The following is a 24,512-nucleotide window of genomic DNA, read 5'->3' as shown; positions in this document are numbered from 1 at the left end:
GGCGTGGCGGTCGGGCCGTGCCGGCGACTGAGGACACCGGGTTCTCTACGACGGTTGCGACGATTTGGCGACAGGATCGATGCGGATTTTCGTGTCTCTACCGCTCAATTTTCCGTTTTCGCGCTATTTCGAACACGGCGAAGACGGCTGTGAAGACGACGAGCGAAGAGAGCCAGCCGAGCACGACGTCGGAGAGATAATGGCCGCCGAAGGCGATCCTCATCGCCGGCGTCACCAGCGCGACGACGAGGATCGGCGGCGCGAGGACCGGACGGAGCTTCGCCGGCAGGAAGAGAAGGAGGCAGGCGACCCAGCCTGCACCTGCGGCCTCGCCCGAAATGAAGGAGCAGTTGTTGTCGCACTGCCCCATGAAGGAGCCGGCCGGGACGAAGGGCAGGTCGCCGCCGAAGAGGTCGGTCTGGTAGGGGCGGGGCCGCCCGGAAAAGCTCTTGAGGAGTAGGTTCACCAGCACATAGGGACCGAGGAGGAGAGCCGCGAGCGAGAGGCCGAGTTGCTGCAGCCTCGCCGCACCATAGGCCGCACCGCGCCGGGCGAGACCGTCGACGAGAATGCCGAGCAGCAGCACGCCGGCGGCGGCCGGAATGTAGAAGAAAACCTTCCTCACGGCGACGGCGAGGGAATCCTTGCTCCAGGGAAAGCTGCCGCAAACGGTGGCTGGCGTGTGGGTCCCGGTGCAGGGACCGGGCTCGAAGAAGGCACCCGCGACGGAAAGGTCGATGTCCGGCCATAGATAGAAGACGAGCAGCAGTGCCCACCAGAGAACGAAGAGGGCAACGGCGGCACGCAACATCTTTCGCGTTCCGGGCTGTTGCAGGTGTCCGCTCTCCGCGGCTTTGATGTCGATCTTCACGTCGGTTGTTCCCGGTCCTTTCGAGGCGGCGCGACCCTATCCGCTTCCCCGCCCGTCAGGCAAGAGGGGGAGGCGGCAGGTCTTGCCAACGGTGCAAAGAGCGGTATGTCGGGACAATTGACGCTTGCGTTCATGACCGAAAGGGCCATGATCCCGGCTCTCGTTTCGACCTTCCCCCGGAGTCTCCATGTCTTCCAAATTCGACATTTCCTTCGCCAAGGACCACCGGATCAGCGGTGGGCTCGCCGTCCTCCTTCAGCTTCAGGGAGCCGACGCGGTCGCCGGCGCCGACGTCGCCGACCCGGAGGGCGTAATCGCCAGGGCGGCCAGGACTGGCAGGTTCACCGGCAAGGCCCGCGCAGTGCTCGACATCCTCGCACCGCATGGTTCGCCGGCCGACCGGATCGTCGTTCTCGGCCTCGGCAAGACGGCCGAGATCACCGCCCACGACTGGTTGCGCGCCGGGGGTGCCGCAGCCGGCATCTTCAAGTCCGCCGAAAAGGTGACGGTCTTCTTCGACGCACCGGGTCTCGATGCGGACGGCAAGGCCGCCACCGACTTCGCCCTCGGCATGCTGCTGCGCAACTATGATTTCGACACCTACAAGACCCGCAAGGGCGACGATAACGGCAACGGAAAGTCCGAGCCGAAGGAGGTCAAGGTGACGATCGTCACCGTCGAGGCGTCCGCGGCGCGCAAGGCGTTTGCCGACAGCGAGGCGGTCGCCCAGGGCGTCGTGCTCGCCCGCGACCTCGTCAACGAGCCGGCCAACGTTCTCGGGCCGGAGGAGTTTGCCGACAAGGCGAAGGCGCTGGAAGCGCTCGGCGTCGAGGTCGACATCCTCACCGAGAAGGACATGACGAAGCTCGGCATGGGCGCGCTGCTCGGCGTCGCCCAGGGGTCGGTCAGGCCGCCGCGGCTCGCCGTCATGCAGTGGAAGGGCGGCAAGCACAAGGACAAGCCGATCGCCTTCGTCGGCAAGGGCGTGGTCTTTGATACCGGCGGTATTTCCATCAAGCCGGCCGGCGGCATGGAGGAGATGAAAGGCGACATGGGCGGTGCCGCCGCCGTCACCGGCCTCATGCACACGCTCGCCGCCCGCAAGGCGAAGGTGAACGTCGTCGGCGTCATCGGCCTCGTCGAGAACATGCCGGACGGCAATGCCCAGCGGCCCGGCGACATCGTCACCTCGATGTCCGGGCAGACGATCGAGGTCATCAACACCGATGCTGAAGGTCGCCTCGTGCTGGCGGACGCACTCTGGTATTGCAACGACCGCTTCAAGCCCGCCTTCATGATCAATCTCGCGACGCTCACCGGTGCGATCACCGTCGCGCTCGGCAACCTGCATGCCGGCCTGTTTTCGAACGACGACACGCTTTCGGAACAATTGCTGGCGGCGGGTCTCGCGACCAACGAGCGCCTGTGGCGGATGCCGCTCGGCAAGGACTATGACAAGCTCATCGATTCCAAGTTCGCCGACATGAAGAACACCGGCGGCCGTCAGGCCGGGTCGATCACGGCGGCGCAGTTCCTCAAGCGTTTCGTGCAGGAAACGCCGTGGGCGCATCTCGACATTGCCGGCACCGCCATGGGCTCGCCGAGCGACGAGATCAATCGCTCGTGGGGATCTGGCTTCGGCGTCCGGCTCCTCGACGAGCTGGTGCGCGCGAACTACGAAGCGTGACGGGAAGGGCGGGCATCTTGGCCGAGATCCTCTTCTACCATCTGACGGAATCGAAGCTCGAGGATGCCCTGCCGCCGCTTCTCGAAAAGAGCGTCGAACGTGGCTGGCGGGTGGCGGTGCAGACCGCCGATCCCGCCCGCCGCGATACGCTCGACGCCCATCTCTGGACATGGCGCGACGAGAGCTTCCTGCCGCACGGAACGGATGCCGCCGAAGGCGCCGAGCAGCAGCCGGTGCTGCTGACCGTCTCGCCGGAGAACCTCAATGCGGCGAGCGTCCGCTTCCTCGTCGACGGCGCCGAGCCGCCGGGAGCGCTGGACTACGACCGCGTCGTCTTCGTCTTCGACGGCTACGACCAGACGCAGCTCGAAGCCGCCCGCGCGCAGTGGAAGAAGCTGAAAGGCGAGGGCCATGCGCTGACCTACTGGCAGCAGACGGCCGAAGGACGCTGGGAAAAGAAGGCCTGAACCTGCCGACCTGCCTTCAGTATTGGCGCAGATCGGTCTGAGAGAAGCCGTCGCCGGCGTAGAGGAGCGGCACGTTCGCCGCCCGGCTGCCGGCATAGGAGAAGCAGTCGCCGAAATTCAGAGCCGCCGGATGACGGCCCTTGCCGTAGAGGGCGAAGGCCTCGAGCGCGCTTGCCGCCATCTCCTCGGTGACCGGGGTGATGCGGATTTCGAGGACATCGAGGAATTCTTTCACCAGCCGGTCGGCCGTCGGAGGTTCGAGGTCCAGCCTCTTGCCGAGCACGGTCGTCGCCTCGAAGACGGCGGTCGGCGTCGTTATGCGCGGCGTGGCGGTGGCGTCGAGCCGTTCGATGAGCGCGCCGGCCTCCGGTGCGTCGATCAGGATGGCGACGATGGCTGAGCTATCGACGAACATCGGCGTCTCCCCACATCTGGTCCAGGAAGGCCTTGTCGTCGAACGGGTGCAGGTTCGCATGGTCGGCGAGCGCGTATTTCTCGCGCAGCCGGGAGACCCGTTCGCCGAGCGAGGGCTTTGCCAGCTCCTCATCGATCACACGCTGCAGCGCAAGGCGGATCGCCTCGGTCTTGGTCGGTGCCTTCAGGATGGTTCGCGCCTGTTCGGCCAGGGCGTTGACGCTCTCGTCCCGCACATAGAGAGGCATGGTGATTCCTCCGGAATATACAACATCAATATACTGTATATTCCGGGGTGTTCAAACCTCATCCGGCCATCGCTTCTTCGTATTCGGCGGAGAGTTCGAGCCACTGTTCCTCGGCCGCCGAAAGCTTCGCTGCGGCCTCGCCGCGCTGCTTTGCCTTGTCCGCTGCCTTGGCCGGGTTCTTCTCGTAAAGCGCCGGATCTGCAAGTTCCGCATCAAGCGCCTGAATCAAAGTCTCCAGCTTCTTCGTCAAAGACTCGATTTCGTTGATCTTTTTCCTGAGCGGCGCAAGACTCGCCCGCTTGTCGGCGGCGGCCTTGCGCTGGTCGGCCTTGTTGACCTGGGCGCCGGCATCGGCCTTGTCCTTGTCGTCCGGCTTGCGCGCTGCTGCGACCACAAGGCTGCGATAGTCCTCCATGTCGCCGTCGAAGACGCTGACCGTGCCGTTGTTGACGAGCCACAGCCGGTCGACCGTCGCCTCGATCAGGTGCCGGTCGTGGGCAATCAGGATGACGGCGCCGTTGTAGTCGTTGAGCGCCTCGATCAGCGCACGGCGGCTGTCGATGTCGAGATGGTTGGTCGGCTCGTCGAGGATCAGGAGGTTCGGCGCGTGGAAGGCGGAGAGCCCCATCAGCAGACGCGCCTTTTCTCCGCCGGAAAGATCCTTGGCGGCGGTCGCCATCTTCTCGGTCGCAAGCCCCATCTGCGCGACGCGGGCGCGCACCTGCGCCTCGCCCGCCTGCGGCATCAGCCGGCGCACGTGGTCGACCGGCGTCTCGTCCGGCACGAGGTCGTCGAGCTGATGCTGGGCGAAGAAGCCGACGGAGAGGTTCGGGGCGAGCTTCATCTCGCCGGCCTGCAGGTTGAGGCGCCCGGCGATCAGCTTGGCGAAGGTGGATTTGCCGTTGCCGTTCGAGCCGAGGAGCGCGATGCGGTCGTCGGCGTCGATCCGCAGGTTGATGTTCTTCAGGATCGGCTTGCCGGGCTCGTAGCCGACGGCGCCGCCGGAGATCGCCACGATCGGCGAGGCCGGCTGCCTTTCCGGTTCGGGAAAGGTGATCGGCTGGACGTGATCCTCGATCACGGCAGCGACCGTTCCCATGCGCTCCAGCGCCTTGATGCGGCTCTGGGCCTGCCGAGCCTTCGACGCCTTGTAGCGGAAGCGTTCGATATAGCTCTGCAGGTGCTTGCGCGCGGCGTCGCTCTTCGCCTTCGCCTTCATCTGCAATTCGTCGGCTTCCGCCTTCTGCCGCTCGAACTGGTCGTAGCCGCCGCGATAGAAGGTGAGCTTCTTCTGGTCGAGATGGATGATGGCGTTGACGGCGGTGTTCAGGAGGTCGCGGTCGTGGCTGATGATGATGACGGTGTGCGGATAGCGCCGTACATACTCCTCGAGCCAGAGCGTGCCTTCGAGGTCGAGATAGTTTGTCGGCTCGTCGAGGAGCAGGAGGTCGGGCTCGGAAAAGAGCACGGCGGCAAGCGCCACGCGCATCCGCCAGCCGCCGGAAAACGACGAGGCCGGGCGAAGCTGTGCCTCATGGTCGAAGCCGAGGCCGGCGAGGATGGTCGCGGCGCGCGCCTCCGCCGAATGGGCGCCGATATCGGCGAGCCGCGTCTGGATCTCGGCGATGCGGTGAGGATCGGTAGCCGTTTCGGCCTCCTTGAGGAGTGCCGCGCGCTCCTTGTCGGCAGCCATGACGATCTCGATCAACGCGTCTTCGGTGCCCGGCGCTTCCTGCGCCACCTGACCGATACGGGCGTTCTTCGGGATGGTGATCGATCCCGTTTCGGCGGAGAGTTCGCCGGTGATGATCTTGAAGAGCGTCGACTTGCCGGCGCCGTTGCGGCCGACGAGGCCTGCCTTGGTGCCTTCGGGCAGCGAAACGGTCGCGTGGTCGATCAGGAGCCGCCCGGCAATGCGGGCCGAGATGTCGTTGATGGTAATCATGGCCTTGGCTTTTGGCGGAAGCGCTCGCCAAAGGCAAGACGGGAGCGGCCTTGCGGGGCGCGCCGGTATGCGGCCACTTCGCCGGGGTGTCCGGCGGGCAACATTTTCCGGCTGTCTTCGCCTCGGAGCGTCAGGCGGCGCGGCGGCCGCCGATGCCGGATCCGAAACACGCGATGGGTGCGCGCGGGTCGGCCTTCGCGGCGGCGAGCGCCTGTTCCGCCTGGGCGACGAGGTGTTGCGCGCTTTCGGCGCCGTCACTGAGGGCGATCCCGATCGACAGCCCGAGCGCGCCGTTGTCCTCGCCGGCCGCGGTCGCGAAGACCAGCCCGGTTTCGACCGAATCGTGGATGCGTCCGGCGATCGTCCGCGCGGCGGCGATATCGACCTCGGCGAAGAGGAAGGCGAACTCGTCCGCCCCGATGCGGGCGACGAAGTCGTTCTTCTTGATCGATTTGCGCAGGATCGCGGCAAGCCGCTTGAGGATGCGGTTACCCGCCTCCGTGCCGTAATCGCGGTTGACGGCACCGAAGCCGTCAATGTCGGCGATGAGAAGGGCGGTGCCACGCGGCAGCGCTCCGGGCTCGTAGAGGCTTTCAAGGCGGTTTGCGAAGGCGATGCGGTTCGGCAAACCTGTCAGGCGGTCGCGGAGGATTGCCGCCCTGGCAGCATGCGTCGCCCGGTCGGCGGCGTCGAGCCGGTCGAGCCCGGCCTTCAGCGCCTGCTCGGCCCTGCTTTCGCTGCGGAGAAGCTCGGCGGCGGAGGATTGCAGGAAATCGATGTCGGCGAGGAGATCGTCGACCCCGCGGTCCCGGTCCTCGCGAACCGAATGCAGGATCATTTCCATCGCCTTGACGAAGGCTTGCTTATCGCGAATGGCGGCGGCCATCTCGTCTGCGGCCCCGGAGAGAACGCGCGTGGCCTCCACGCAGGATTTTTCCTCGATCAGCCCGCAATGGCCGGTGAGCCGGTAGGCGAGGCCGATCCGGTCGAGCGCATGCTGTGGCGGGTTCGGCGCAAGCGATGCCACGTCGCGGGCAAGCGCCGGATCATGGCCGAAGAGCGCCTCGTGGAAGAGCTCGTAATTGCGCGGCAGGGCATCGACCCTGAGCCGCGTCATCGCCTGCGTGACGCGCTGCAGACGATCGGTCGTCTCGCTCTCCGCCGATGCTGTCTCTTCGTTGCGATGGCCCATCCCGCTTTCCCCGTCCAAAGCTCGTTTGCTTCCCTGGCTTTTTCGGAGACCAGATGAGGCGGAAAGCCTGTGCAATCGGTAAACGGCTGGGGACACTGGCGTGCGATGTGCAACGGAGTTTGCCGGGAGGGTTAAGGGACCGTCTCCAGCCGCGTCAGATCCACTGCTTTCCTTCCTGCCGCTGGAAGTAGACGAGGTCGAGCACGAGGGACGGCTTGCCGAGCGCCGTCAGCGCCATGTGCGCCTGCCCGCGATGATGGGTCTGGTGGTTGAAGAAATGCGCGACGGCGGCACCGAGTTTGTGGCTGATCGGCTCCGGGTTGACGATCGTCCTGTAGGAGATGCGGGCGTCGAGCGACGGCTCGTCGAGCCTGTCGACCCAGCGGATGATGCGCTCGTCCTCGGTCTTTCGGGCAGCTGTAAGGTCCGCGAGCGTTTCATAGGGGCGTTCGTCCAGCGCCCGCGGGGTGGGACCATCGCCGGTAAAGCGCCGCATCCACACCCGGTCGCCGACGAGGATGTGGCTGAGCGTGCCGAAGAGCGAGCCGAAGAAGGCGCCGGTGTCGCGGAAGAGCTCGTCTTCGGTGAGCTCAGCGGCGGCGGCGTAGACCCGCTCGTTGGCCCAGCGGTTGTAGGCGGCGAACATCTGGCAGTGCTGCAACATTTCGGGTCTCCGGAACGAATGATGCCTCAGTCTAGGCGAGGGGAACTGAAGCGTGGGTGATGGGTTCGATGAAATTTCCTGATTTGATTGCGCCGCGGTCATGCCCTTGAATGCCGCCGTCTAGTCTTGGAACAAGGAGCCTCGCGATGTCCAGAACCCTCTACTCGCTTTGCGGCAGCGATCTCTCCCGCCCGTTCTCTCCCCATTGCTGGAAAGTGGTGATGGCTCTGAAGCACAAGGGGCTCTCCTATTCCGAGCGGCCGCTGCCGTTCACGGCCATTCCCGATATCGAGAACGGCGCGACCCGGACGGTGCCGCTGCTGCGCGACGGCGACCGCCTGATCTCCGACAGTTTCGCCATCGCGCTCTATCTCGACGATGCCTATCCCGACGAGCCGACGCTGTTCGGCGGCGAGGGCGGCAAGGCGCTTGCCCGTTTCGTCGAGGGCTTTTCGCAGACGGTGATCCATCCTGCCGTCACCCGGATCGCCATCATGGACATCCACGACATGCTCGACGAGCCGGACCAGGCCTATTTCCGCAACAGTCGCGAACAACGTTTCGGCATGCCGATCGAGGAGGTCGCGACCGCCCGCGAACAGGAGATCGCCGCCTTCCCCGGCAAATTCACGCCGCTGCGCCACACGCTCACCTTCCAGCCGTTCATCGGCGGCGACGGGCCGCTCTTTGCCGATTATATTCTTTTCGGCGCGCTGCAGTGGCTCAGGATCACCACCGGTTCGGTACACCTGCCGCAGGACGATCCGGCCTATGCCTGGTACGAGCGTTGCCTCGACCTCTACGACGGTGAGGCCCGGAAGGTGGCGTGAGCTTCGTCAGCGACCGTAGGTCGCGGTGATCGCGGCCTTGGCGAGCGCGTTGGCATTCGTCATGAAGCCAATCAGGGCGCCGCTGGCATTCTGGTCGAGATCGAGCTTGTCGACCGAGAGCGCGGTCACGGTGAAGATGTAGCGGTGCGTCTCTCCGGCCGGCGGGCAGGCGCCGATATAGCTTGTGAATCCGGCATCCGCCCGGCTTTGGACGGCGCCGTCCGGCGCGCCTTTGTCGGGGGTGACACCGCGTTCCAGCCCGGTGACCGAGGCGGGGATGTTGAACATCACCCAGTGCCAGAAGCCGGAGCCGGTCGGCGCATCGGGATCATAGGCGCTGACGACGAAGCTCTTCGTGCCCTCCGGCGCATTCGACCAGGTGAGTTGCGGCGAGACGTTGCCGCCGGTGCAGCCGAAGGCATTGGCGACCTGGGCTTCGCCAAGCGTGCTGCCGTCGCGGATGTCCGGGCTCGAAAGGGTGAAATCGGCAGCCGACGCGGCAAAGCCGGAAAGGCTCGCGATGGCGGTTGCGAAAACGAGGGATTTCAACATGGTCAGGCTCCTTTGCTTTAGAGAGCCCGACCATAGCCGGAGCATCATTCCGCCGCGGCTCTCGGACGCTCGACTTCTGTCCCGGAACGCTCGCCGTCATCCGCCGCAGATCGGATATCGCGCGGCGAGAGCCCGAAGCGTGCGCGGAAACGTGCGGCGAATTTCGATGCCGAGCCGTAGCCGACATCGAGCGCCACGCGGTTGATCGGCAGTTCGCTCGCCTGGAGGAGGGCAAGCGCGGTTGTCATGCGGACGTCGGCGATGATTTCAGTGAGGCTGGTGCCGAGAAGGGCGAGCTTGCGCCGGAGCGTCTGCTCGCTCATCGCAAGCGCGCCGGCGACGCTTGCCGCCGGCCAGTCTGCGGCGGGATCGGTCCGCACCAGCGCGCGGACGCGCCAGACGAGATGTTCGCGCATGTCCGGCAGCAGCCCGATACCGAGGGCCTCAAGGCGGATCACCAGTTCGCCGAGGACATGGCGATGAACGCTTTCCGGCGTCGAGGTGCCCGCCGCGATGGTCTGCCTTGCCCGGGCGAGCGCATCGAGGAAGCCGTCGTCCGGGGCGATGTGGACGGCGCCGGTCGTGGGCCTCGCCGCGGGATCGGCATAGGCGGCAACGAGCGCCGGTGCGAGGCTGAGCGCCTCGGCGTGATAGGCGCCCGTCTCCCCGACGCCGTTGACGATCACGCATTCGAGCCCCTGCGGCACGAAGACGGCTTCGCTCGGACCGGCGACGACCTCGTCATGGTCCGCGATGACGCGCTTCCAGCCCTGCCTCACGAGGATCACCGCCGGCTCGTCGATCTGGAACTTCCGGAAGCGGCTGCTCGACGCCTGCAGGATCGAGCAGTGGACGGCAAGTCCCGGCAGGGCCGCGATGGCGCGGCCGGCGCCGTATGGAGGGCTTTTCATGGAGGACTCCTGTCGATTGCCGCCCGGCCGATCAGCGTGGAAACAACGGCCGGCCATGTCGGCGGGTCATGATATGACGGTCTCGTGAAATTCGTCCATCCCCCTTGTTTTCGGGCCTTGGGGCGGGTAGATACCGCCCACTTTCCCGTAGGACAAAAGGATGAGACCCATGGCGATTGAACGCACTTTTTCGATGATCAAGCCGGATGCAACGAAGCGCAACCTGACGGGCGCGATCACCAAGATGCTCGAAGATGCCGGCCTTCGCGTCGTCGCGTCGAAGCGCGTATGGATGAGCAAGCGCGAAGCCGAAGGCTTCTACGCCGTTCACAAGGAACGTCCCTTCTTCGGCGAACTCGTTGAAGGCATGACCTCGGGCCCGACCGTCGTTCAGGTCCTCGAAGGCGAAGGCGCCATCCTGAAGAACCGCGAGATCATGGGCGCCACCAACCCGGCCCAGGCCGCCGAAGGCACCATCCGCAAGACCTTCGCGCTGTCGATCGGCGAGAACTCGGTTCACGGCTCGGACGCCCCGGAAACCGCCGCCGACGAAATCAAGTACTGGTTCTCCGACACCGAGATCGTCGGCTGAATCAAGTCCTGAGGCAGTCGCCTCAAGTCATTGAAGACATTTTGGAAGCCGGGGCGGAAACGCTCCGGCTTCCGGCTTTTGGGGGCTGGCTGGTCACGTCCCGGAAGCCGGCGCCGGGCAATTCTTCTCCGGGTCGAAATCCTGGCTGCCGTCGCCCTTGAAGACTTCCGGATTGGGCGTGTAGATCGGCCCGACGATCAGCGGCTTGGCCGGCAGGATGCTCTGGTCGAGCGTCGAGGTCACGCTGGTTTCGATCGTCTGGATGACTGCGTCCTCGGCGTCGAGGATGCGGATCGTCACCGCGTAGGGCTTGTCCTTGACGACGCAATGGACCGGCGGGCTTTCGAGCGACACCTTCTCCCAGAACGGGAAGATCTTCGAGCGCATGACGAGCGGCGGGCCGCCGGCCGGGTTCTCGTAGGTCGTCTCGGCGAAGCTCTCCTCCGGCAGCGGGCCGTTGCGCGCGAGCGTGATGACGTAGGTCGCCGCGGCGACGCGGTAGTTGAAGATGAAGACCCGGCCCGAGACCTGGAGCGGTTCGTTCGCATCCTCGCGCTGGCAGCCCGCAAGCGGCAGCGTTGCGAGCAGGGCTGCCGCGATCCATCTCGTTTTCATGACAAGGCTTCCTTTTTCTTGCGATAATGGCGGTGCGCCTTGGTGCGGTTGCCGCAGACCGCCATGTCGCACCAGGTGCGGCTGCGGTTCTTGCTGCGGTCGAGGAACAGCCAGCCGCAATTGGCGCAGATCTTGATCCGGTCCCGTTCCGGCGCCGACACGAGCCGGAGCGCCGAGAGCGCGGTCGCCGCGTCGAGCGCATCGCCGCTTTCCGCCGCACGCAGGTTCGCGGCGATCGCCTCCAGAAGCGAGGCAAGACGCTCGCGCGTGTCGAGGCCGGCCGCACGGGCGCGGAAATAGCCGTCGATCTCCTCGCGCAGACGGATGAACCGCTCCCGGGCGCCGGGCGAAAGCGGTGCGAGCTTGGCAAGGAGATCGCGTTCCGCGCCGTGCGTGCGGGCGGCCGGAACGAACAGGTCGAGTTGCGCCGGATCGTCGAAACGATCGATGCGGCGGTCGGGGTCGCAACGCAGGACGACGCTGTTGGCGACGTCGAATGCCAGCGTTCCGCCGGAGAAGCGATGAGGGGTCCAGGCGAAGGTCATGGCAGAAATATAACTGGTAAAATCGAAAATGATAGTTATAAATCTGCCGAGGAGGGAGGGGGCCGTGGCCTATCTGCTGCAACAACTCGCCAATGCCGTGCCGGTCGCCGCGCTCTATGCGGCGCTTGCTTTCGGCTATTCGCTCGCCTTCGCCATGACGCGCCGCGCCGACATCACCTTCGGCGCGCTCTTCGCCTTTGCCGGCCAGATCTATGTCTTCTTTGCCCATGCCGGCTGGAACCAGCTCTATCTCGTGCTGCCGGCGGCGCTCGCTCTCGGCGCCGCGGCTTCCTTGCTCTATACGTTCGGCGCCGCCGTTCTGATTGGCCGACACGTGATGCTGCCGCTGCGGCGGGCGTCGCCGAACACAGTGATCGTCGCATCGCTCGGCGCGCTGGTGGTGCTGGAGGAGATGGTGCGGATCGCGATGGAGAGCCGCAGCCTGTGGCTCTCGCCCTTCCTCAACCGCGAGGTCGTCTTCTGGACCGACGGTGGCTTCAAGGTGACGCTGACGGCGATCCAACTCGTGAACGCCGCGTTTATGATCTCGCTCGTCGCGGCGGGGCACCTGCTTCTCACACGCACCCGTCTCGGGCGGGTCTGGCGCGGCGTCGCCGACGACCCGCTGGCCGCGGAGATGTGCGGGACGGATGCGCGCGCCGTCTTCGTCTGGTCCTACGTCGCCTCGGCGGCGATCGCCGCCGTTTGCGGTGTGCTCGCGACTTCGTATTACGGCACGATGGATTTCGGTGCGGGGCTGATGTTCGGCCTCAAGGTGGTGCTGGTGGCGGCTGCCGGCGGGTATTCCGTGCCGCTGCGCTCGGCGCTCGGTGCCGCCGCCGTCGCGCTCGCCGAGACGCTCTGGAGCGGCTACGGCCCCATTCTCTGGCGCGATCTGGTCATCGTCGGAGGGCTTGTGACGGTTCTCGTCCTCAGCCGGCAGGAGCGGGCGATCCCCTGATGGGGTCGCTCACCGCCACTTGTCGAGGGCTTGCGTGTCGGCGTCCTTCGCCGAGACCCAGTCGCCGGCGGTACCGTCGCGCCGGTGTTCCTTCTTCCAGAACGGGGCGGAGGTCTTCAGATAGTCCATCATGAATGCGGCGCCGTCGAAGGCGGCCTGACGGTGCGGCGCGGCCGCGAGGACCAGCACGATGTTCTCGCCGGGGGCAATCTTGCCGTAGCGGTGGACGGCGGTGAGGCCCATGAGCCCGAAGCGCTCGACGGCGATCCCGGCGATGCGGCGCATCTCCGCTTCCGCCATGCCGGGATAGTGTTCGAGCTCAAGTGCGGAAAGCGTGCCGGCTTCGTCGCGACAGAGGCCGACAAAACTGACGACGGCGCCGATATCGTTGCGCCCCGCCGTCAGCGCGGCAGTCTCGGCAGTGGCGTCGAAATCCTCGCGCTGGACGCGGATGCTCGGCGCGGCAGTCATCTCAGCCACCGGTCATCGGCGGGAACAGGCCGATCTCGCGGGCGCCGGCGATCGGCTCGTGGTGCTCGACGTGTTCCTGGTTCACCGCGACGCGGATCGCCTGCGGAAACTGGAAGGCGGCCTCGTATTCCTCGCCGAGCCCGCTCAGGTACTGGATGAGGTCGCCGGCCGTGACGACGCTCTCCGGCAGGTCGAGCTCTTCCTCGCCCTTGCCGATCCTCTCCCGCACCCATGCGAAATAGACAAGTTTCATCGCAGTCAGTCCACCATGTGTTTCACGCCGGCACGGAAGTAGTCGTAGCCGGTATAGATCGTCAGCAGGGCTGCCACCCACAAGAGCGTGATGCCGATCTCTGTCGTATGGGGCAGGACTTTGTCACCGGCGGGGCCGGCGAGCAGAAAGGCGATGGCGACCATCTGGATCGTCGTCTTCCACTTGGCGATGCGGGTGACCGGCACGCTGACCTTGAGCGCCGCCAGATATTCCCTGAGTCCCGAGACGAGGATTTCGCGGCAGAGGATGGTGATCGCCGCCCAGAGCGACCACCCGGCGATGGTGCCGTCGGCTGCCATCAGCAGCAGGACGGAGGCGACCAGCAGCTTGTCGGCGATCGGGTCGAGCATGCGGCCGATGTTCGAGGTCTGGTTCCAGATGCGCGCCAGATAGCCGTCGAAGAAGTCGGTGACCGAGGCGATGATGAAGAGTGTCAGGGCGGTCCAGCGAGCCCAGTCGGAGCTCGCGAGTCGTCCCTCGACGAAGAAGCAGAGAACGATGACGGGAACCGCAACGATGCGGGCATAGGTCAGCAGATTGGGGATGTTTAATGCGCGGGACGCCATGAAAGACCTGTGATTTCTCAATTCGGGTGTAGATGACGGCTTTCTCTCTTCACCGTCAACTGGTCACCCACGGGTTTTTTTTGTCTTCCGTCACATAGACCTGCGGCGGAACTGAGATGCTTCCGATTGCGACACCCGCTATTGCCGGCATACCGGTACCGGGATCGGCTTTCGAGCCATCGGCCCTAGTCGGCGCCGCTCTCGTGGAAGTGATTGTAGATCTGGCGGGCGACGGCCTCGGAAATGCCTTCAACCGAGATGAGGTCGCTGATCGCTGCCCGCGAGACGGCCTTGGCCGTCCCGAAATGCTGGAGAAGCGCCCGCTTGCGGGACGGGCCGATGCCGCCGATCTCGTCGAGCGGGTTCTTGACCATCTCCTTCTTGCGCCGTGCCCGGTGCGAGCCGATTGCGAACCGGTGCGCTTCGTCGCGCAGCCGCTGGATGAAATAGAGCACGGGGTCACGCGGCGGCAGGGTGAAATCGGGCTTCCCCTCGATGAAGAAGCGCTCGCGGCCGGCATCGCGGTCGACGCCCTTGGCGACGCCGATCGCCGTCACGCAGTCGCGGATGTCGAGGTCGTCGAGGATGGCGCGCACGGCCGTCATCTGGCCCTGACCGCCGTCGATCAGGATGACGTCCGGCCAGGCCGGGAACGGGTTGTCGGCGTCCTCTGCCGATGGCTGGCTGCGGTCGGGCTTGCCCTCGTCCTTGAGGAGGCGCGAAAAGCGCCGCGTCATCACCTCACGCATCATGCCGAAGTCGTCGCCCGGCGTAATGTCCGTCGATCTGATGTTGAACTTGCGGTACTGGTTCTTCACGAAGCCTTCCGGCCCCGCCACCACCATGCCGCCGACGGCGTTGGTGCCCATGATGTGGGAGTTGTCGTAGATCTCGATGCGGCGCGGGACGTAAGGCAGGCCGAAGGTCTCGGCAAGGCCCGCGAGCAGGCGTGACTGCGAGGCCGTCTCTGCGAGTTTGCGGCCATGTGCCTCACGGGCATTAGCCACGACGTGGTCGAGAATGTCCTTCTTTTCGCCGCGCTGCGGCACGAGCACCTGCACCTTGTGGCCGGCACGCTCGGAAAGCGCGGCGGCGAGCAGGTCCTGTTCCTCGATCGTTTCGGAGAGCAGCACCTGCCGCGGGCACGGCTTGTCGTCGTAGAATTGCGCGAGGAAGGCTCCAAGCACCTCGGCGCCGGAAAGCTGCGGGTCCGCCTTCGGGAAATAGGCGCGGTTGCCCCAGTTCTGACCGGTGCGGAAGAAGAAGACCTGGATGCAGGAGAACCCGCCCTCGTGATGGATCGCGAAGACGTCGGCCTCCTCGATGCCGGCGGGGTTGATGCCCTGATGGCTCTGCACGTGGGAAAGAGCCGCCAGCCTGTCGCGGAAGACCGCGGCGCGCTCGAAGTCGAGGTTCTCCGCCGCCTCGTTCATGGACTTGGCGATCGCTGCCTTGACGTTCTGGCTCTTGCCGGAGAGGAAATCCTTCGCCTCCCGGACGAGCCCGGCATAGCCCTCGTCGCTGATCTCGCCGGTGCAGGGGCCGGAGCAGCGCTTGATCTGGTAGAGCAGACAGGGGCGCGTGCGCGTCTCGAAGACGCTGTCGGTGCAGGTGCGCAGGAGAAAGGCCCGCTGCAGCGAGTTGATCGTGCGCCCGACGGCGGTTGCCGAGGCGAAGGGTCCGAAATAGTCGCCCTTGCGGGCACGTGCGCCACGGTGCTTGAAGATCGCCGGAGCGCGGCTGTCGCCGGTGACCAGGATATAGGGAAAGCTCTTGTCGTCGCGCAGCAGGACGTTGAAGCGCGGCCTCAGCCGCTTGATGAGATTGGCCTCGAGCAGCAGCGCCTCGACCTCGGTCCGGGTCGTGACGAATTCCATGTGCGCCGTCTCGCGCACCATGCGGGCGATGCGGTTGGAGTGGACACGGCCCTGCGCGTAGTTGCCGACGCGCTTCTTGAGGCTGCGGGCCTTGCCGACATAGAGCACGTCGCCGTCTGCATTCATCATCCGGTAGACGCCGGGGCTGTTCGGCAGCTTCTTGACGAATTCGCCGATCAGTTCCGCGCCGGAGAGGCCCTGGTGGTCGATGCCGCCCTCGTTCCAGTCGATCGAAAGCGCCGACACCGGCGATTCGCTCTCGACGACGCCTTCGTCCTCGTCCTCTGTGCCGTCATAGAGAACGCCGCCGTCCGGCAGCTTTCCTCCCGTCATTCCACAATCTCCGTTCCCGGCCTCTGCCAGGCAAGATGCTGGCCGCCGTCGACGGCAATCATTTGGCCGGTGATCGACGGCGTGTCAAAAAGAAAGCGGATCGTCCGCCCGAATTCCGCAAGCTCCGGTCCGCGGCCGAGCGGCAGGGCGTCGATCTGCGCCTGGAAGTCCGCTTCCTCCTGCCGGGTGCTGCGAAAGGTGGGGCCCGGGCCGATGCCGTTGACGCGCACCTTCGGCGCGAAAGCCTGCGCCATCGTGCGAGTCGCCGCAAGCAGGGCCGATTTCGACAGCGTATAGGAATAGAAGGAGGGCGTGGGCGCCAGCACCCGCTGGTCGACGATGTTGACGATCAGCCCATGCGCATCGTCCGGCACCTGCCGGAAGAAGGCCGCGCCGAGGATCGACGGCGCGCGGACATGCAGGTCGAAATGCGCGGAGAAGCTTTCCGCATCGAAGGCGTCGGCCGCGTCCTCCAGAAACACCGAGGCGTTGTTGACGAGCAGCCCGATCGGCCCGAGAGCGGCATTGGCGGCATCCATCAGCGCGGCCGTCTGCGCGATGTCACGGAAATCGGCGGCAAGCACCGCCGCCCGTGCGCCGTCGCGCCGCAAGTCGTCTGCAAGCGCTTCGGCCTCGTCCATCGAACCGTTGACATGGATGGCGACGGCGAAACCGTGGCGGGCGAGGTCCTCGACGATTGCGCGGCCAAGTCTTTTTCCCGAACCGGTGACGAGGGCGGTCTTCGCTATGCCTTTTTCCATTTCCGCTCTGCTTTCGACTTCTGATGAACTGCCTCGCATATATGTCGCATCGCTCAATCTTAAATAGGGAATGCAAATTCTTTTCGATATCCTCGCTTGCGCTCTACTTGGTAAGACTGAAGTTTAGTTGCGAAATTAACGAGTATTAATCGAAATCATAGCAAACGTAGTTAACAAAAAGTTTGTTGCGGTTTAGCAACATCTAATTTCCGTCATTTCTGTGCCACAATGAATTCACAATTCGGCTCTTCCAATTCCTCAATTGGCCGCCACATTTACTCTCGGAACGGGCGAGGTAACCCGCTCAATTGTTCATGCCGCCACTTTGAAATGTTCGCCTGCGGCAACGGACTGAAAAGGAGACTAGTATGCGTAAACTCGTTATGATCCTCATGGCAACCGCCGCCGGTGTCGCTACGTTCTCGACCGCTCAGGCCGCCGACGCCGTCGACCAGATCCCCGAGGCTCCTGCCGCGACCGAAAGCTACACCGCCCCCGTCAGCAACTGGTCCGGCGCCTATGTCGGTGCCACCGCGAACTACGACTGGGGCCGCTTCGGCGGCGGCGACTATGACGCCAAGGGCTTCGGTGGCTCGCTCTACGGTGGTTACAACTTCCAGAACGGCCAGATCGTCTACGGTGCGGAAGCCGACATCGCCTACACTGGCGAAGACGGCAGCGCCGGCACCGGCCTGACCGGCAAGCAGGGCGTGAACGGGTCTCTCCGTGGCCGCGTCGGCTACGACATGAACCCCTTCCTGATCTACGGTACCGCCGGTCTCGCACTTTCGAACAACAAGCTCGAAAGCGCCACGGACTCGGATGAGAAGATCGCTGCCGGCTACACTGTCGGTGCCGGTGTCGAAGCCATGGTAACCGACAACATCACGGCTCGCATCGAATACCGCTACAGCGACTACCAGAAGCGCGACTTCAGCCTCGACGGCGCAACCGTTTCGCGTGGTTTCGATGATCACAGCGTCAAGGTCGGTATCGGCGTCAAGTTCTGATCGCCGCAAGACGACATCACGAGAAAAGCCGGGCCCTGCGCCCGGCTTTTTTGTTGCGCGTCTACCCGCTTCACGCCTGCGGCTTCAGTTCCGAATAGTCCTCGAAACGCTTCTCGAACTTCTGCGGCCAGGCGGCGAGCGCCGTGCGCCCGTCCTCCCACTCGCCGGGGAAGCGGAGCATCAGATAGCCGATCAGCGCGGCCAGCGAAAAATGCCCGCCGTGGAGCGACTTGCCGGTCTTCGGCAGATGGGCGTTCAGGTGATCGAGCCCGCGGCTCACCTTCTGCCATTGCCGATCGATATGGGGCTGGTGCACGCGCTCTTCCGGCCGCTGGCGCCGTTCGTAGACGATCGCGAGAAGGCAGTCGGTGATCCCGTCGCAGAGCGCCTCCAATACCTCCGCCTCCGTGCGCTTGCGGTCCTTGCGGGGGTAAAGGCCACCCTTCGAGCGGCGGTCGAGATAGTGCATGATGGCGCGGCTGTCGAAGATCGGTCCATCCCCGCCTGTGAGAAGCGTCGGGATCTTGCCGAGCGGATTGTTGCCGATCAGTTCCGGCGGGTCGTCATTGGTGGCGACCGCTACCACCTCTGCGTCCATGCCGAGATAGCGGAGCGCCATGCGCACCTTCGAGGAATAGGGCGAGGTGGAGGAATAGAGGAGTTTCATCGTTGTTCCAGTTCGGTTGTTCAGCGTGCCGGCGGCACCGCAACGGAGGGGAGGGAGCAGGCCTGCGCGTCGATCTCCGGACAGTCGCGGAAAGTGAGTTGCGGTGTCAGGCAGACGCGGATTTCCGAGAGCTTTCCGCGTTCGCAGGTAATGGCCAGTGCCTGGCGAGAGAGGCCGGCATTGGCGCTCGTGAACTGCGTCTCGATCGCATCGACGTCGAGGTTCGTTAGACGTTCGGCGTTGCGCAGACTGTCGGGAATGCGCACGCGCTCATAGGCCGCGCGGGTGAGGGCGAAATAGTCCGCCTGAGCGAGCCCGGAGCAGGTGCCGTGCTTGCGCCACTGATGGCCGATCAGCCCCATGCTCGGCATGATGTCGAAGAGCGTGCGTCCGAGCTTGTCCGGCACCCGGCGTGGCTGGTCGCTCGGGCAATCTTCCGGATAGCCGCGCTCGTATTGCGGCCAGAGACCGTGCACCACGAGCCCGTAACGTTTTCCGTCGCCGCACTGGTCCCGGTTGCCGGCGGCCTTGGCGCTTCCACAGAAGGTCGGCGACCAGGAAAGCGCCAGCACATAGAAGTCGAAACCGGAACGCTTTGGCGGATCGTCCGCTCTCGCACCGTTCGGAAGGATGATGACGGCACCGGCGAGAGCCACCGCGCGCAGCGGGTTCAGTTTGGCAGGCAATCGCATCGGTCAGCGGAGGGATGCGCAGCGGGCGCCGTAGACGTGCCACGGATCGAGGCCGTCGGCACAGAACTCGACGGACGAACCGAGACCCGCAAAGCCCCAGGTGCTTTCGATCAGATACCAGAGATTGCGACCGAGGCCGTCGCTGGTGGTGACCGTCGCATGGCAGAAGCGCCGCTCGACGCGATGCGTCTCGTCGGTCGGCCGGAAACCGGTTTCGCGGATGATGCCGATGTCCGCGATCGAGAGATCCATCTTCAGGAATTGCCGGTTGTTGCGGGTGAAGCGGCTCTCGACGGAACCGACGACAGCCGCATCGTCGCAACGCGGCGTCCCGGCCTGGCTGTCCGTGACCGAAAGCGCGGTGGCGACGACCGCAAGGCATGCGCTGACGAGGAATTTCGCACCCATGGCTGTCTCCCGTTTGCCGCCAGAATGTTGTCAAACAGGAACGAGGTCAAGGGCGATTGATGCCGCGGAAGAGGCGCTTCCTCAGTTCTCCCCGCGCAGCCAGAAACAGCGCTGCGAGGCGAAGCGATCCTGCGCCAGGACACGCTTCAGTTCGGGCAGCAGCAGGTGCAACTCGTCCTTCAGCGTGAAGGGTGGATTGACGATGATGAGCCCGGAACCGCTGAGCCCGGTCGTCTCGCGGTCGCTGCGCACGGAAAGCTCGGCGCAGAGCATTTTCGGGATCTCGAGCGCCTTCAGGGCTTCGTGGAATTCGGCGATGGGCGCACCCTTCTTAATCGGATACCAGAGGCAGTAGGTGCCGGTCGAGAAGCGGCGATAGGCCTTGGCGAGACCGTCGACCAGCCGCTCGTATTCGCCCTCCGCCTCGAAGGGCGGATCGACGAGCACGACGCCGCGCTTCTCCTTCGGCGGCAGGTGCGCGCCGAGCGCCAGCCAGCCGTCGAGTTCGGTCACCCGCACCTGGTAGTCGCCTTCGAACAGGCGGGCGAGCGCGCGGCTGTCGTCCGGATGGAGCTCCATCGCCGAAAGCCGGTCCTGCGGGCGGAAGAGCATCCGCGCGAGCTTCGGCGATCCCGGATAGAGGGTGATCGGCCCTTGCGGATTGAGTGCGCGGATCGCGTCAAGATAGGGTGCCAGAAGAGCCGCGACGTTGTCCGGAAGATCGGCTTCCAGCAGCCGACCGATGCCGTCGCGCCACTCGCCGGTCTTCTGCGCCTCGTCGGAGGAGAAGTCGTAGAGCCCGATGCCGGCATGCGTGTCGAGCACGCGGAAAGCCTTGTCCTTCTGCTGCAGATAGACGATCAGGCGCGCCAGAACGGCGTGCTTCAGCACATCGGCGAAGTTGCCGGCATGGTAGATGTGGCGGTAGTTCATCTGTGTTTCCGATGGCTCTTATGAAATCTTGGAATGGACCTTTAAGGCGCCTGCCGCTTGCCATATACATGCGGGCATGAACATCGCGAGCCCCATCCGAACCCGTTCCGTTGGTCATACGGCCTGTCCGCACGACTGTCCATCCACCTGCGCGCTCGATGTCGATATCGACGAAAACGGCCGCATCGGACGCGTCCGCGGGGCCGCCGACAACGATTACACGGCGGGTGTCATCTGCGCCAAGGTCGCTCGTTATGCCGAGCGGCTCTACCATCCGGGCCGGCTGCTGACGCCGAAGCGGCGCAAGGGCGGCAAGGGCGAGGGTGTCTGGCAAGAGGTTTCCTGGGACGAGGCTCTCGACGAGATCGCCGATGCCTTCGTCAAGGCCGAGCAGGCGCATGGCAGCGAGGCGGTGTGGCCCTATTTCTACGCCGGCACGATGGGACAGGTGCAGCGCGACTCGATCGAGCGCCTGCGCCATGCCAAGCGCTACTCCGGCTTCATGGGCACGATCTGCACCAACATGGCGTGGACCGGCTACGTGATGGGAACGGGTGTACTGCGCGGCGTCGATCCCCGCGAGATGGCTAAGGCCGATTGCGTCGTCATCTGGGGTACCAATGCGGTTGCCACCCAGGTCAACGTGATGACGCATGCGACCCGCGCCCGCAAGGAACGCGGCGCCAAGATCGCCGTCGTCGACGTCTACGATAACCCGACGATGAAACAGGCGGATATCCGCCTGATCCTCAGGCCCGGCACCGATGCGGCGCTCGCTTGCGCGGTCATGCACATCGCTTTCCGCGACGGCTATGCCGACCGCGCCTACATGGAGAAGTTCACCGACGATCCGGCTGGACTGGAGTCACATCTCAAAACCCGCACGCCGCAATGGGCGGCAGCAATCACGGGCCTGTCCGTCGAGGAGATAGAGGCCTTCGCCCGGCTCGTCGGCATGACGAAGAAGACCTTCTTCCGCCTCGGCTACGGCTTTGCCCGCAGCCGCAACGGCGTCGCCCAGATGCACGCGGCGCTCAGCGTTCCGACCGTCCTCGGCAGCTGGCAATACGAAGGCGGCGGCGCCTTCCACAACAACGGTGACATCTTCCGTCTGAACAAGGCGGAGCTGATGGGCACGGCCTATCTCGATCCCGACGTCCGCGTCCTCGACCAGTCGCAGATCGGCCGCGTGCTGACCGGTGACCCGGAGGCGCTGCGCCATCGCGGGTCGGTGACGGCGCTGCTGATCCAGAACACCAATCCGGCCAATGTCGCGCCGGAGCAGCGCCTGGTGAAGCGGGGTTTCCTGCGCGACGATCTCTTCGTCGCGGTCCACGAGCAGTTTATGACCGAGACGGCCGAGCTTGCCGACATAGTGCTGCCGGCTACCATGTTCGTCGAGCACGACGACATCTACCGCGCCGGCGGGCAGAGCCATATCCTGCTCGGGCCGAAGATCGTCGAGCCGCCGGCGACGGTGCGCACCAATCTCTTCGTCATCGAGGAGCTGGCAAAACGCCTCGGCGTCGCCGATCGCGCGGGCTTCGGGCTGACGGAGCGCGAGCACATCGACCGCATGCTGAAGGCGAGCGGCAAGCCCGGCTTCGACGTGCTGGCCGAAGAAAAGTGGATCGAATGCCAGCCTCCGTTCGAGGAGGCGCATTTCCTGAACGGCTTCGGCTATCCGGACGGCAAATTCCGCTTTAGTCCCGATTGGGCAGGAGCTCCGGCGCCGAACCGGCCGCCGGCCTCGGTCGGCATTCTCGGGCCGGTCGATCAACTCCCGGCCTTCCCCGATCAGGTGGACATCATCGAGGTCACTGATGCCGAACATCCCTTCCGGCTCGCGACCTCTCCCGCGCGCAACTTCCTGAATTCGAGCTTCTCCGAGACCCGCACCTCGGCCGAGAAGGAGGGCAGGCCGGAGGTGATGGTCAGTCCGTCCGACGCCGCACGTCTCGGCATCGGACCCGGCGACCTCGTCCGCCTCGGCAACCGCCGCGGCACGCTGCGCATCCATGCCCGCGTGACGGACGCGGTGAAGCCGGGCGTGCTGGTCGCGGAAGGAATCTGGCCGAACAAGGCGCATGTCGACGGCGAGGGCATCAACGTGCTGACGGGCGCCGACGCGGTCGCGCCCCACGGCGGCGCGGCCTTCCACGACAACAAGGTGTGGCTCGCTAAGGACCCGGCATGAGCAAATTCGACCGTACCGGGATCACCATCCGCAAGGACGAGACGCTCTGGAAGGGCTGGAGCCATCTCAGGCGCGTCACTTTCGACTATCGCCGTGATGACGGCCGCGAGACCGAACTCGTATGGGAGGTCTTCGACCGCGGCCGCGCGGTGGCGATCCTGCTCTTCGATCCGACGCGCGAGACCGTCGTTCTCGTGCGGCAGTTCCGCATTCCGGTCCATCTGATGGGTGATCCGGCGTTCCTGCTGGAGGTTCCGGCGGGCGGCGTCGAGGAGGACGACCCCGAAGCGGCGGTCTGCCGCGAGGTGCTCGAGGAAACCGGCTACCGGATCGACAGTCCGCGTTTCCTGTTTGCCGCCTATACGTCGCCCGGATCGCTGACGGAGAAGGTCTATTTCTACGCAGCGACTGTGACGTCCGCCGATAAGGTGGCCGATGGTGGTGGCCTCGACCACGAGCATGAGGATCTGGAACTCTCGGAAATCGCCCTCGACGAGGCGCTTGCGATGATCGGGACGGGCGCGATCTGCGACGCCAAGACGATCATGTTGCTGCAATGGGCGGCGCTGAACCGGGAAAACCTTGTCCGGGCAGCGCAGTTGCAGTCCCAGGAAGGCTAGGGGGCGGCGCGCGTCGCACCGCCCCGGAAGCGTCGTCAGAACGTGCCCTTGAGGCCGAAGGATACCGACATCGACTGGAAGGTTGCGCCGGCCGCGTCCTTCTCCGAACCCACGAGGGTATCCGTCGTCGTGTCGTAATACTTCATGTCGCCATAGGCGTGGAATACCTGCTGGTAGGCACCGGAGACGTAGAGCGAGGCGCTCTCGGTCAGTGCATAGTCGACGGAGAGCTTGGCACCGACCATCGGGGCCGCTTTCATGCTGTCATAGAAGCGCAGGTCGCGCTGCCAGTGATCGTCGATGTCGTCGATGCCGAAGCTCAGGCCGCCTTCCAGGCCGCCGCTGATCGTGAACTTGCCGACCTTGTGCTCGCCGTTGACGCTGAGGAACCCGACCGGGATCTGCTGCTGGTAGCTGATGCCCTTTTCGCCGGGTGTGAAAGTGCCGGTCAGGTCGCGGAAGAGCGGATCGCCGCTCGAATAGATGTAGGAGCCGCCGTACGCGGTCCACTTCACGTCGGTGTAACGGAAACCGAGACCGACGGCGAGATTGGTGCTGTCGTCGCTGTAGACGGCGCGGTCGAGTTCCAGCGAGCCGCTGAAATAGTGGTCCAGCTGCGTATCGGGATGGGTGGAGCGATCGCTCCAGTCGTCATGCGTCGCGCTCATCCAGTCATAGTCGACCATGTGGCCGTCGCCGCCGGTGCCGACGTTGAAGTCGCCGCGGATGCTCCAGTTCTTGTCGAGCTGGGCGTCGGCGCCGATGGTGAAGAGCGTGATGCCCTTGCTTTCCCAGTTGAGCTCGCTGAGCTTCTTGCCGTTGTTGTAAACGAATTCGTCGGCCTTGACGTTGGCCAGCCCGACGCCGCCGAAGATCACGAAGCTGCCGTCGGAAGAGGAAAACAGTGTGTCCTCTGCGAGTGCTGCAGTCGGTGCGGTGAGCAAGAGACAGCAGACCGCTGCCGATTTGAAGTTCCGATGATGCATGAGTACCCCCAAGGCTGAACGTTTCGTGGACTCTCAATACGAGAGGAAGGCATTTCGCATCAATGGTTTGCAGGGGCCATATCTGGGTCTGTTGCCGTCCAAAACTGGACCTAAGCCCGTTTTCTGCAGCAGAGAGGGTATGTCGGCGCTCCGACGTGCGTTTTGACGGCCGCTGTTGACGCTCCCGCCGCGGCCGTTATCTTGCGGCATCTCTCTCGGACGG

General features: G+C 64.9%; 28 protein-coding genes. 8 read left to right on the top strand and 20 right to left on the bottom strand.

Going from position 1 to position 24,512, the window contains the following annotated elements; translation table 11 throughout:
* Positions 1-97: 97 nt before the first annotated feature.
* Entirely contained in the window at positions 98-871 is a 774-nt protein-coding gene (locus H4I97_RS10580) for a phosphatase PAP2 family protein (protein WP_244658620.1), read from the bottom strand.
* 187 nt (positions 872-1,058) lie between these two features.
* Between H4I97_RS10580 and H4I97_RS10575 the strand changes: the two genes are divergently transcribed.
* Positions 1,059-2,558: a leucyl aminopeptidase gene (locus H4I97_RS10575; protein ID WP_182304588.1), complete on the top strand. Its 1,500-nt coding sequence runs from the start codon at positions 1,059-1,061 to the stop codon at positions 2,556-2,558.
* A gap of 17 nt (positions 2,559-2,575) precedes the next feature.
* Positions 2,576-3,025 (top strand): DNA polymerase III subunit chi, encoded by a 450-nt coding sequence (locus H4I97_RS10570; protein WP_182304587.1) that lies wholly within the window; start codon positions 2,576-2,578, stop codon positions 3,023-3,025.
* A gap of 16 nt (positions 3,026-3,041) precedes the next feature.
* Here the strand turns inward: H4I97_RS10570 and H4I97_RS10565 are convergent, their stop codons facing one another.
* The 5 genes from H4I97_RS10565 to H4I97_RS10545 all read right to left on the bottom strand — a co-directional run bounded on the left by H4I97_RS10565 (position 3,042) and on the right by H4I97_RS10545 (position 7,488).
* Positions 3,042-3,440, bottom strand: coding sequence for a type II toxin-antitoxin system VapC family toxin (locus tag H4I97_RS10565; protein WP_182304586.1), 399 nt, complete (start codon positions 3,438-3,440; stop codon positions 3,042-3,044).
* Positions 3,427-3,687, bottom strand: coding sequence for a type II toxin-antitoxin system VapB family antitoxin (locus H4I97_RS10560; protein WP_182304585.1), 261 nt, complete (start codon positions 3,685-3,687; stop codon positions 3,427-3,429). Before H4I97_RS10560 ends, H4I97_RS10565 begins: the two co-directional genes overlap by 14 nt.
* 58 nt (positions 3,688-3,745) lie before the next feature.
* The gene (locus tag H4I97_RS10555; protein WP_182304584.1) at positions 3,746-5,632 is read right to left on the bottom strand and encodes an ABC-F family ATP-binding cassette domain-containing protein; all 1,887 of its coding nucleotides are present in this window, start codon (positions 5,630-5,632) and stop codon (positions 3,746-3,748) included.
* A gap of 130 nt (positions 5,633-5,762) precedes the next feature.
* The gene (locus H4I97_RS10550; protein WP_182304583.1) at positions 5,763-6,824 is read right to left on the bottom strand and encodes a GGDEF domain-containing protein; all 1,062 of its coding nucleotides are present in this window, start codon (positions 6,822-6,824) and stop codon (positions 5,763-5,765) included.
* A 154-nt stretch (positions 6,825-6,978) separates the two neighbouring features.
* Complete coding sequence (locus H4I97_RS10545) at positions 6,979-7,488, bottom strand: DinB family protein (RefSeq protein WP_182304582.1); 510 nt, start codon at positions 7,486-7,488, stop codon at positions 6,979-6,981.
* A 146-nt stretch (positions 7,489-7,634) separates the two neighbouring features.
* Here H4I97_RS10545 and H4I97_RS10540 point away from each other — a divergent pair, with 146 nt between their 5' ends.
* Complete coding sequence (locus H4I97_RS10540; RefSeq protein WP_182304581.1) at positions 7,635-8,318, top strand: glutathione S-transferase family protein; 684 nt, start codon at positions 7,635-7,637, stop codon at positions 8,316-8,318.
* A 6-nt stretch (positions 8,319-8,324) separates the two neighbouring features.
* Here the strand turns inward: H4I97_RS10540 and H4I97_RS10535 are convergent, their stop codons facing one another.
* Both H4I97_RS10535 and H4I97_RS10530 read right to left on the bottom strand, forming a co-directional pair.
* Positions 8,325-8,870 carry a YbhB/YbcL family Raf kinase inhibitor-like protein gene (locus tag H4I97_RS10535; protein WP_280527675.1) on the bottom strand — a complete coding sequence of 182 codons (546 nt, stop codon included), beginning with the start codon at positions 8,868-8,870 and terminating at the stop codon, positions 8,325-8,327.
* A gap of 44 nt (positions 8,871-8,914) precedes the next feature.
* On the bottom strand, positions 8,915-9,781 hold the full coding sequence (locus tag H4I97_RS10530) for a helix-turn-helix transcriptional regulator (RefSeq protein ID WP_182304580.1): 867 nt from the start codon (positions 9,779-9,781) through the stop codon (positions 8,915-8,917).
* Between the two features lie 169 nt (positions 9,782-9,950).
* Here H4I97_RS10530 and ndk point away from each other — a divergent pair, with 169 nt between their 5' ends.
* The gene (ndk, locus tag H4I97_RS10525) at positions 9,951-10,373 is read left to right on the top strand and encodes a nucleoside-diphosphate kinase (protein WP_182304579.1); all 423 of its coding nucleotides are present in this window, start codon (positions 9,951-9,953) and stop codon (positions 10,371-10,373) included.
* A 93-nt stretch (positions 10,374-10,466) separates the two neighbouring features.
* Here the strand turns inward: ndk and H4I97_RS10520 are convergent, their stop codons facing one another.
* Both H4I97_RS10520 and H4I97_RS10515 read right to left on the bottom strand, forming a co-directional pair.
* Positions 10,467-10,988, bottom strand: coding sequence for a hypothetical protein (locus tag H4I97_RS10520; protein WP_182304578.1), 522 nt, complete (start codon positions 10,986-10,988; stop codon positions 10,467-10,469).
* Positions 10,985-11,533, bottom strand: coding sequence for a CGNR zinc finger domain-containing protein (locus H4I97_RS10515; RefSeq protein WP_182304577.1), 549 nt, complete (start codon positions 11,531-11,533; stop codon positions 10,985-10,987). The genes H4I97_RS10520 and H4I97_RS10515 overlap by 4 nt, the downstream gene beginning before the upstream one ends.
* Positions 11,534-11,597: 64 nt before the next feature.
* Here H4I97_RS10515 and H4I97_RS10510 point away from each other — a divergent pair, with 64 nt between their 5' ends.
* On the top strand, positions 11,598-12,494 hold the full coding sequence (locus tag H4I97_RS10510) for a branched-chain amino acid ABC transporter permease (protein WP_182304576.1): 897 nt from the start codon (positions 11,598-11,600) through the stop codon (positions 12,492-12,494).
* Between the two features lie 9 nt (positions 12,495-12,503).
* On the opposite strand, the gene H4I97_RS10505 is transcribed toward H4I97_RS10510, so the two are convergent.
* The 5 genes from H4I97_RS10505 to H4I97_RS10485 form a co-directional block, all read right to left on the bottom strand.
* Complete coding sequence (locus H4I97_RS10505; protein WP_182304575.1) at positions 12,504-12,965, bottom strand: molybdenum cofactor biosynthesis protein MoaE; 462 nt, start codon at positions 12,963-12,965, stop codon at positions 12,504-12,506.
* A 1-nt stretch (position 12,966) separates the two neighbouring features.
* Complete coding sequence (moaD, locus tag H4I97_RS10500) at positions 12,967-13,218, bottom strand: molybdopterin converting factor subunit 1 (RefSeq protein ID WP_129331325.1); 252 nt, start codon at positions 13,216-13,218, stop codon at positions 12,967-12,969.
* A gap of 5 nt (positions 13,219-13,223) precedes the next feature.
* On the bottom strand, positions 13,224-13,805 hold the full coding sequence (gene pgsA / locus H4I97_RS10495; protein ID WP_182304574.1) for a CDP-diacylglycerol--glycerol-3-phosphate 3-phosphatidyltransferase: 582 nt from the start codon (positions 13,803-13,805) through the stop codon (positions 13,224-13,226).
* Between the two features lie 185 nt (positions 13,806-13,990).
* Positions 13,991-16,015 (bottom strand): excinuclease ABC subunit UvrC, encoded by a 2,025-nt coding sequence (gene uvrC / locus H4I97_RS10490; protein ID WP_182304573.1) that lies wholly within the window; start codon positions 16,013-16,015, stop codon positions 13,991-13,993.
* Complete coding sequence (locus tag H4I97_RS10485) at positions 16,012-16,776, bottom strand: SDR family oxidoreductase (RefSeq protein WP_182304572.1); 765 nt, start codon at positions 16,774-16,776, stop codon at positions 16,012-16,014. Before H4I97_RS10485 ends, uvrC begins: the two co-directional genes overlap by 4 nt.
* Before the next feature lie 368 nt (positions 16,777-17,144).
* On the opposite strand from H4I97_RS10485, the gene H4I97_RS10480 reads away from it, so the two are divergent.
* Positions 17,145-17,786, top strand: coding sequence for an outer membrane protein (locus H4I97_RS10480; RefSeq protein ID WP_182304571.1), 642 nt, complete (start codon positions 17,145-17,147; stop codon positions 17,784-17,786).
* 70 nt (positions 17,787-17,856) lie between these two features.
* On the opposite strand, the gene H4I97_RS10475 is transcribed toward H4I97_RS10480, so the two are convergent.
* From H4I97_RS10475 to H4I97_RS10460, 4 genes are all read right to left on the bottom strand, one after another.
* On the bottom strand, positions 17,857-18,453 hold the full coding sequence (locus H4I97_RS10475; protein WP_182304570.1) for a glutathione S-transferase: 597 nt from the start codon (positions 18,451-18,453) through the stop codon (positions 17,857-17,859).
* A 20-nt stretch (positions 18,454-18,473) separates the two neighbouring features.
* Positions 18,474-19,139 (bottom strand): ribonuclease T2 family protein, encoded by a 666-nt coding sequence (locus H4I97_RS10470; protein ID WP_378143711.1) that lies wholly within the window; start codon positions 19,137-19,139, stop codon positions 18,474-18,476.
* Between the two features lie 9 nt (positions 19,140-19,148).
* The gene (locus H4I97_RS10465; protein WP_182304568.1) at positions 19,149-19,553 is read right to left on the bottom strand and encodes a hypothetical protein; all 405 of its coding nucleotides are present in this window, start codon (positions 19,551-19,553) and stop codon (positions 19,149-19,151) included.
* A gap of 81 nt (positions 19,554-19,634) precedes the next feature.
* The gene (locus H4I97_RS10460) at positions 19,635-20,486 is read right to left on the bottom strand and encodes a 23S rRNA (adenine(2030)-N(6))-methyltransferase RlmJ (RefSeq protein ID WP_182304567.1); all 852 of its coding nucleotides are present in this window, start codon (positions 20,484-20,486) and stop codon (positions 19,635-19,637) included.
* Between the two features lie 76 nt (positions 20,487-20,562).
* On the opposite strand from H4I97_RS10460, the gene H4I97_RS10455 reads away from it, so the two are divergent.
* Both H4I97_RS10455 and H4I97_RS10450 read left to right on the top strand, forming a co-directional pair.
* The gene (locus H4I97_RS10455) at positions 20,563-22,683 is read left to right on the top strand and encodes a molybdopterin-containing oxidoreductase family protein (protein ID WP_182304566.1); all 2,121 of its coding nucleotides are present in this window, start codon (positions 20,563-20,565) and stop codon (positions 22,681-22,683) included.
* Positions 22,680-23,303 (top strand): NUDIX domain-containing protein, encoded by a 624-nt coding sequence (locus H4I97_RS10450; RefSeq protein WP_182304565.1) that lies wholly within the window; start codon positions 22,680-22,682, stop codon positions 23,301-23,303. Before H4I97_RS10455 ends, H4I97_RS10450 begins: the two co-directional genes overlap by 4 nt.
* A 35-nt stretch (positions 23,304-23,338) precedes the next feature.
* Here H4I97_RS10450 and H4I97_RS10445 read toward each other — a convergent pair whose 3' ends face one another.
* Positions 23,339-24,289 carry an omptin family outer membrane protease gene (locus H4I97_RS10445; protein ID WP_182304564.1) on the bottom strand — a complete coding sequence of 317 codons (951 nt, stop codon included), beginning with the start codon at positions 24,287-24,289 and terminating at the stop codon, positions 23,339-23,341.
* Positions 24,290-24,512 lie beyond the last annotated feature (223 nt).

Source organism: Ciceribacter thiooxidans (assembly GCF_014126615.1).
In the GTDB taxonomy this organism is placed as follows: Bacteria; Pseudomonadota; Alphaproteobacteria; order Rhizobiales; family Rhizobiaceae; genus Allorhizobium; species Allorhizobium thiooxidans.
This window is presented reverse-complemented; position numbering and strand designations above follow the sequence as displayed.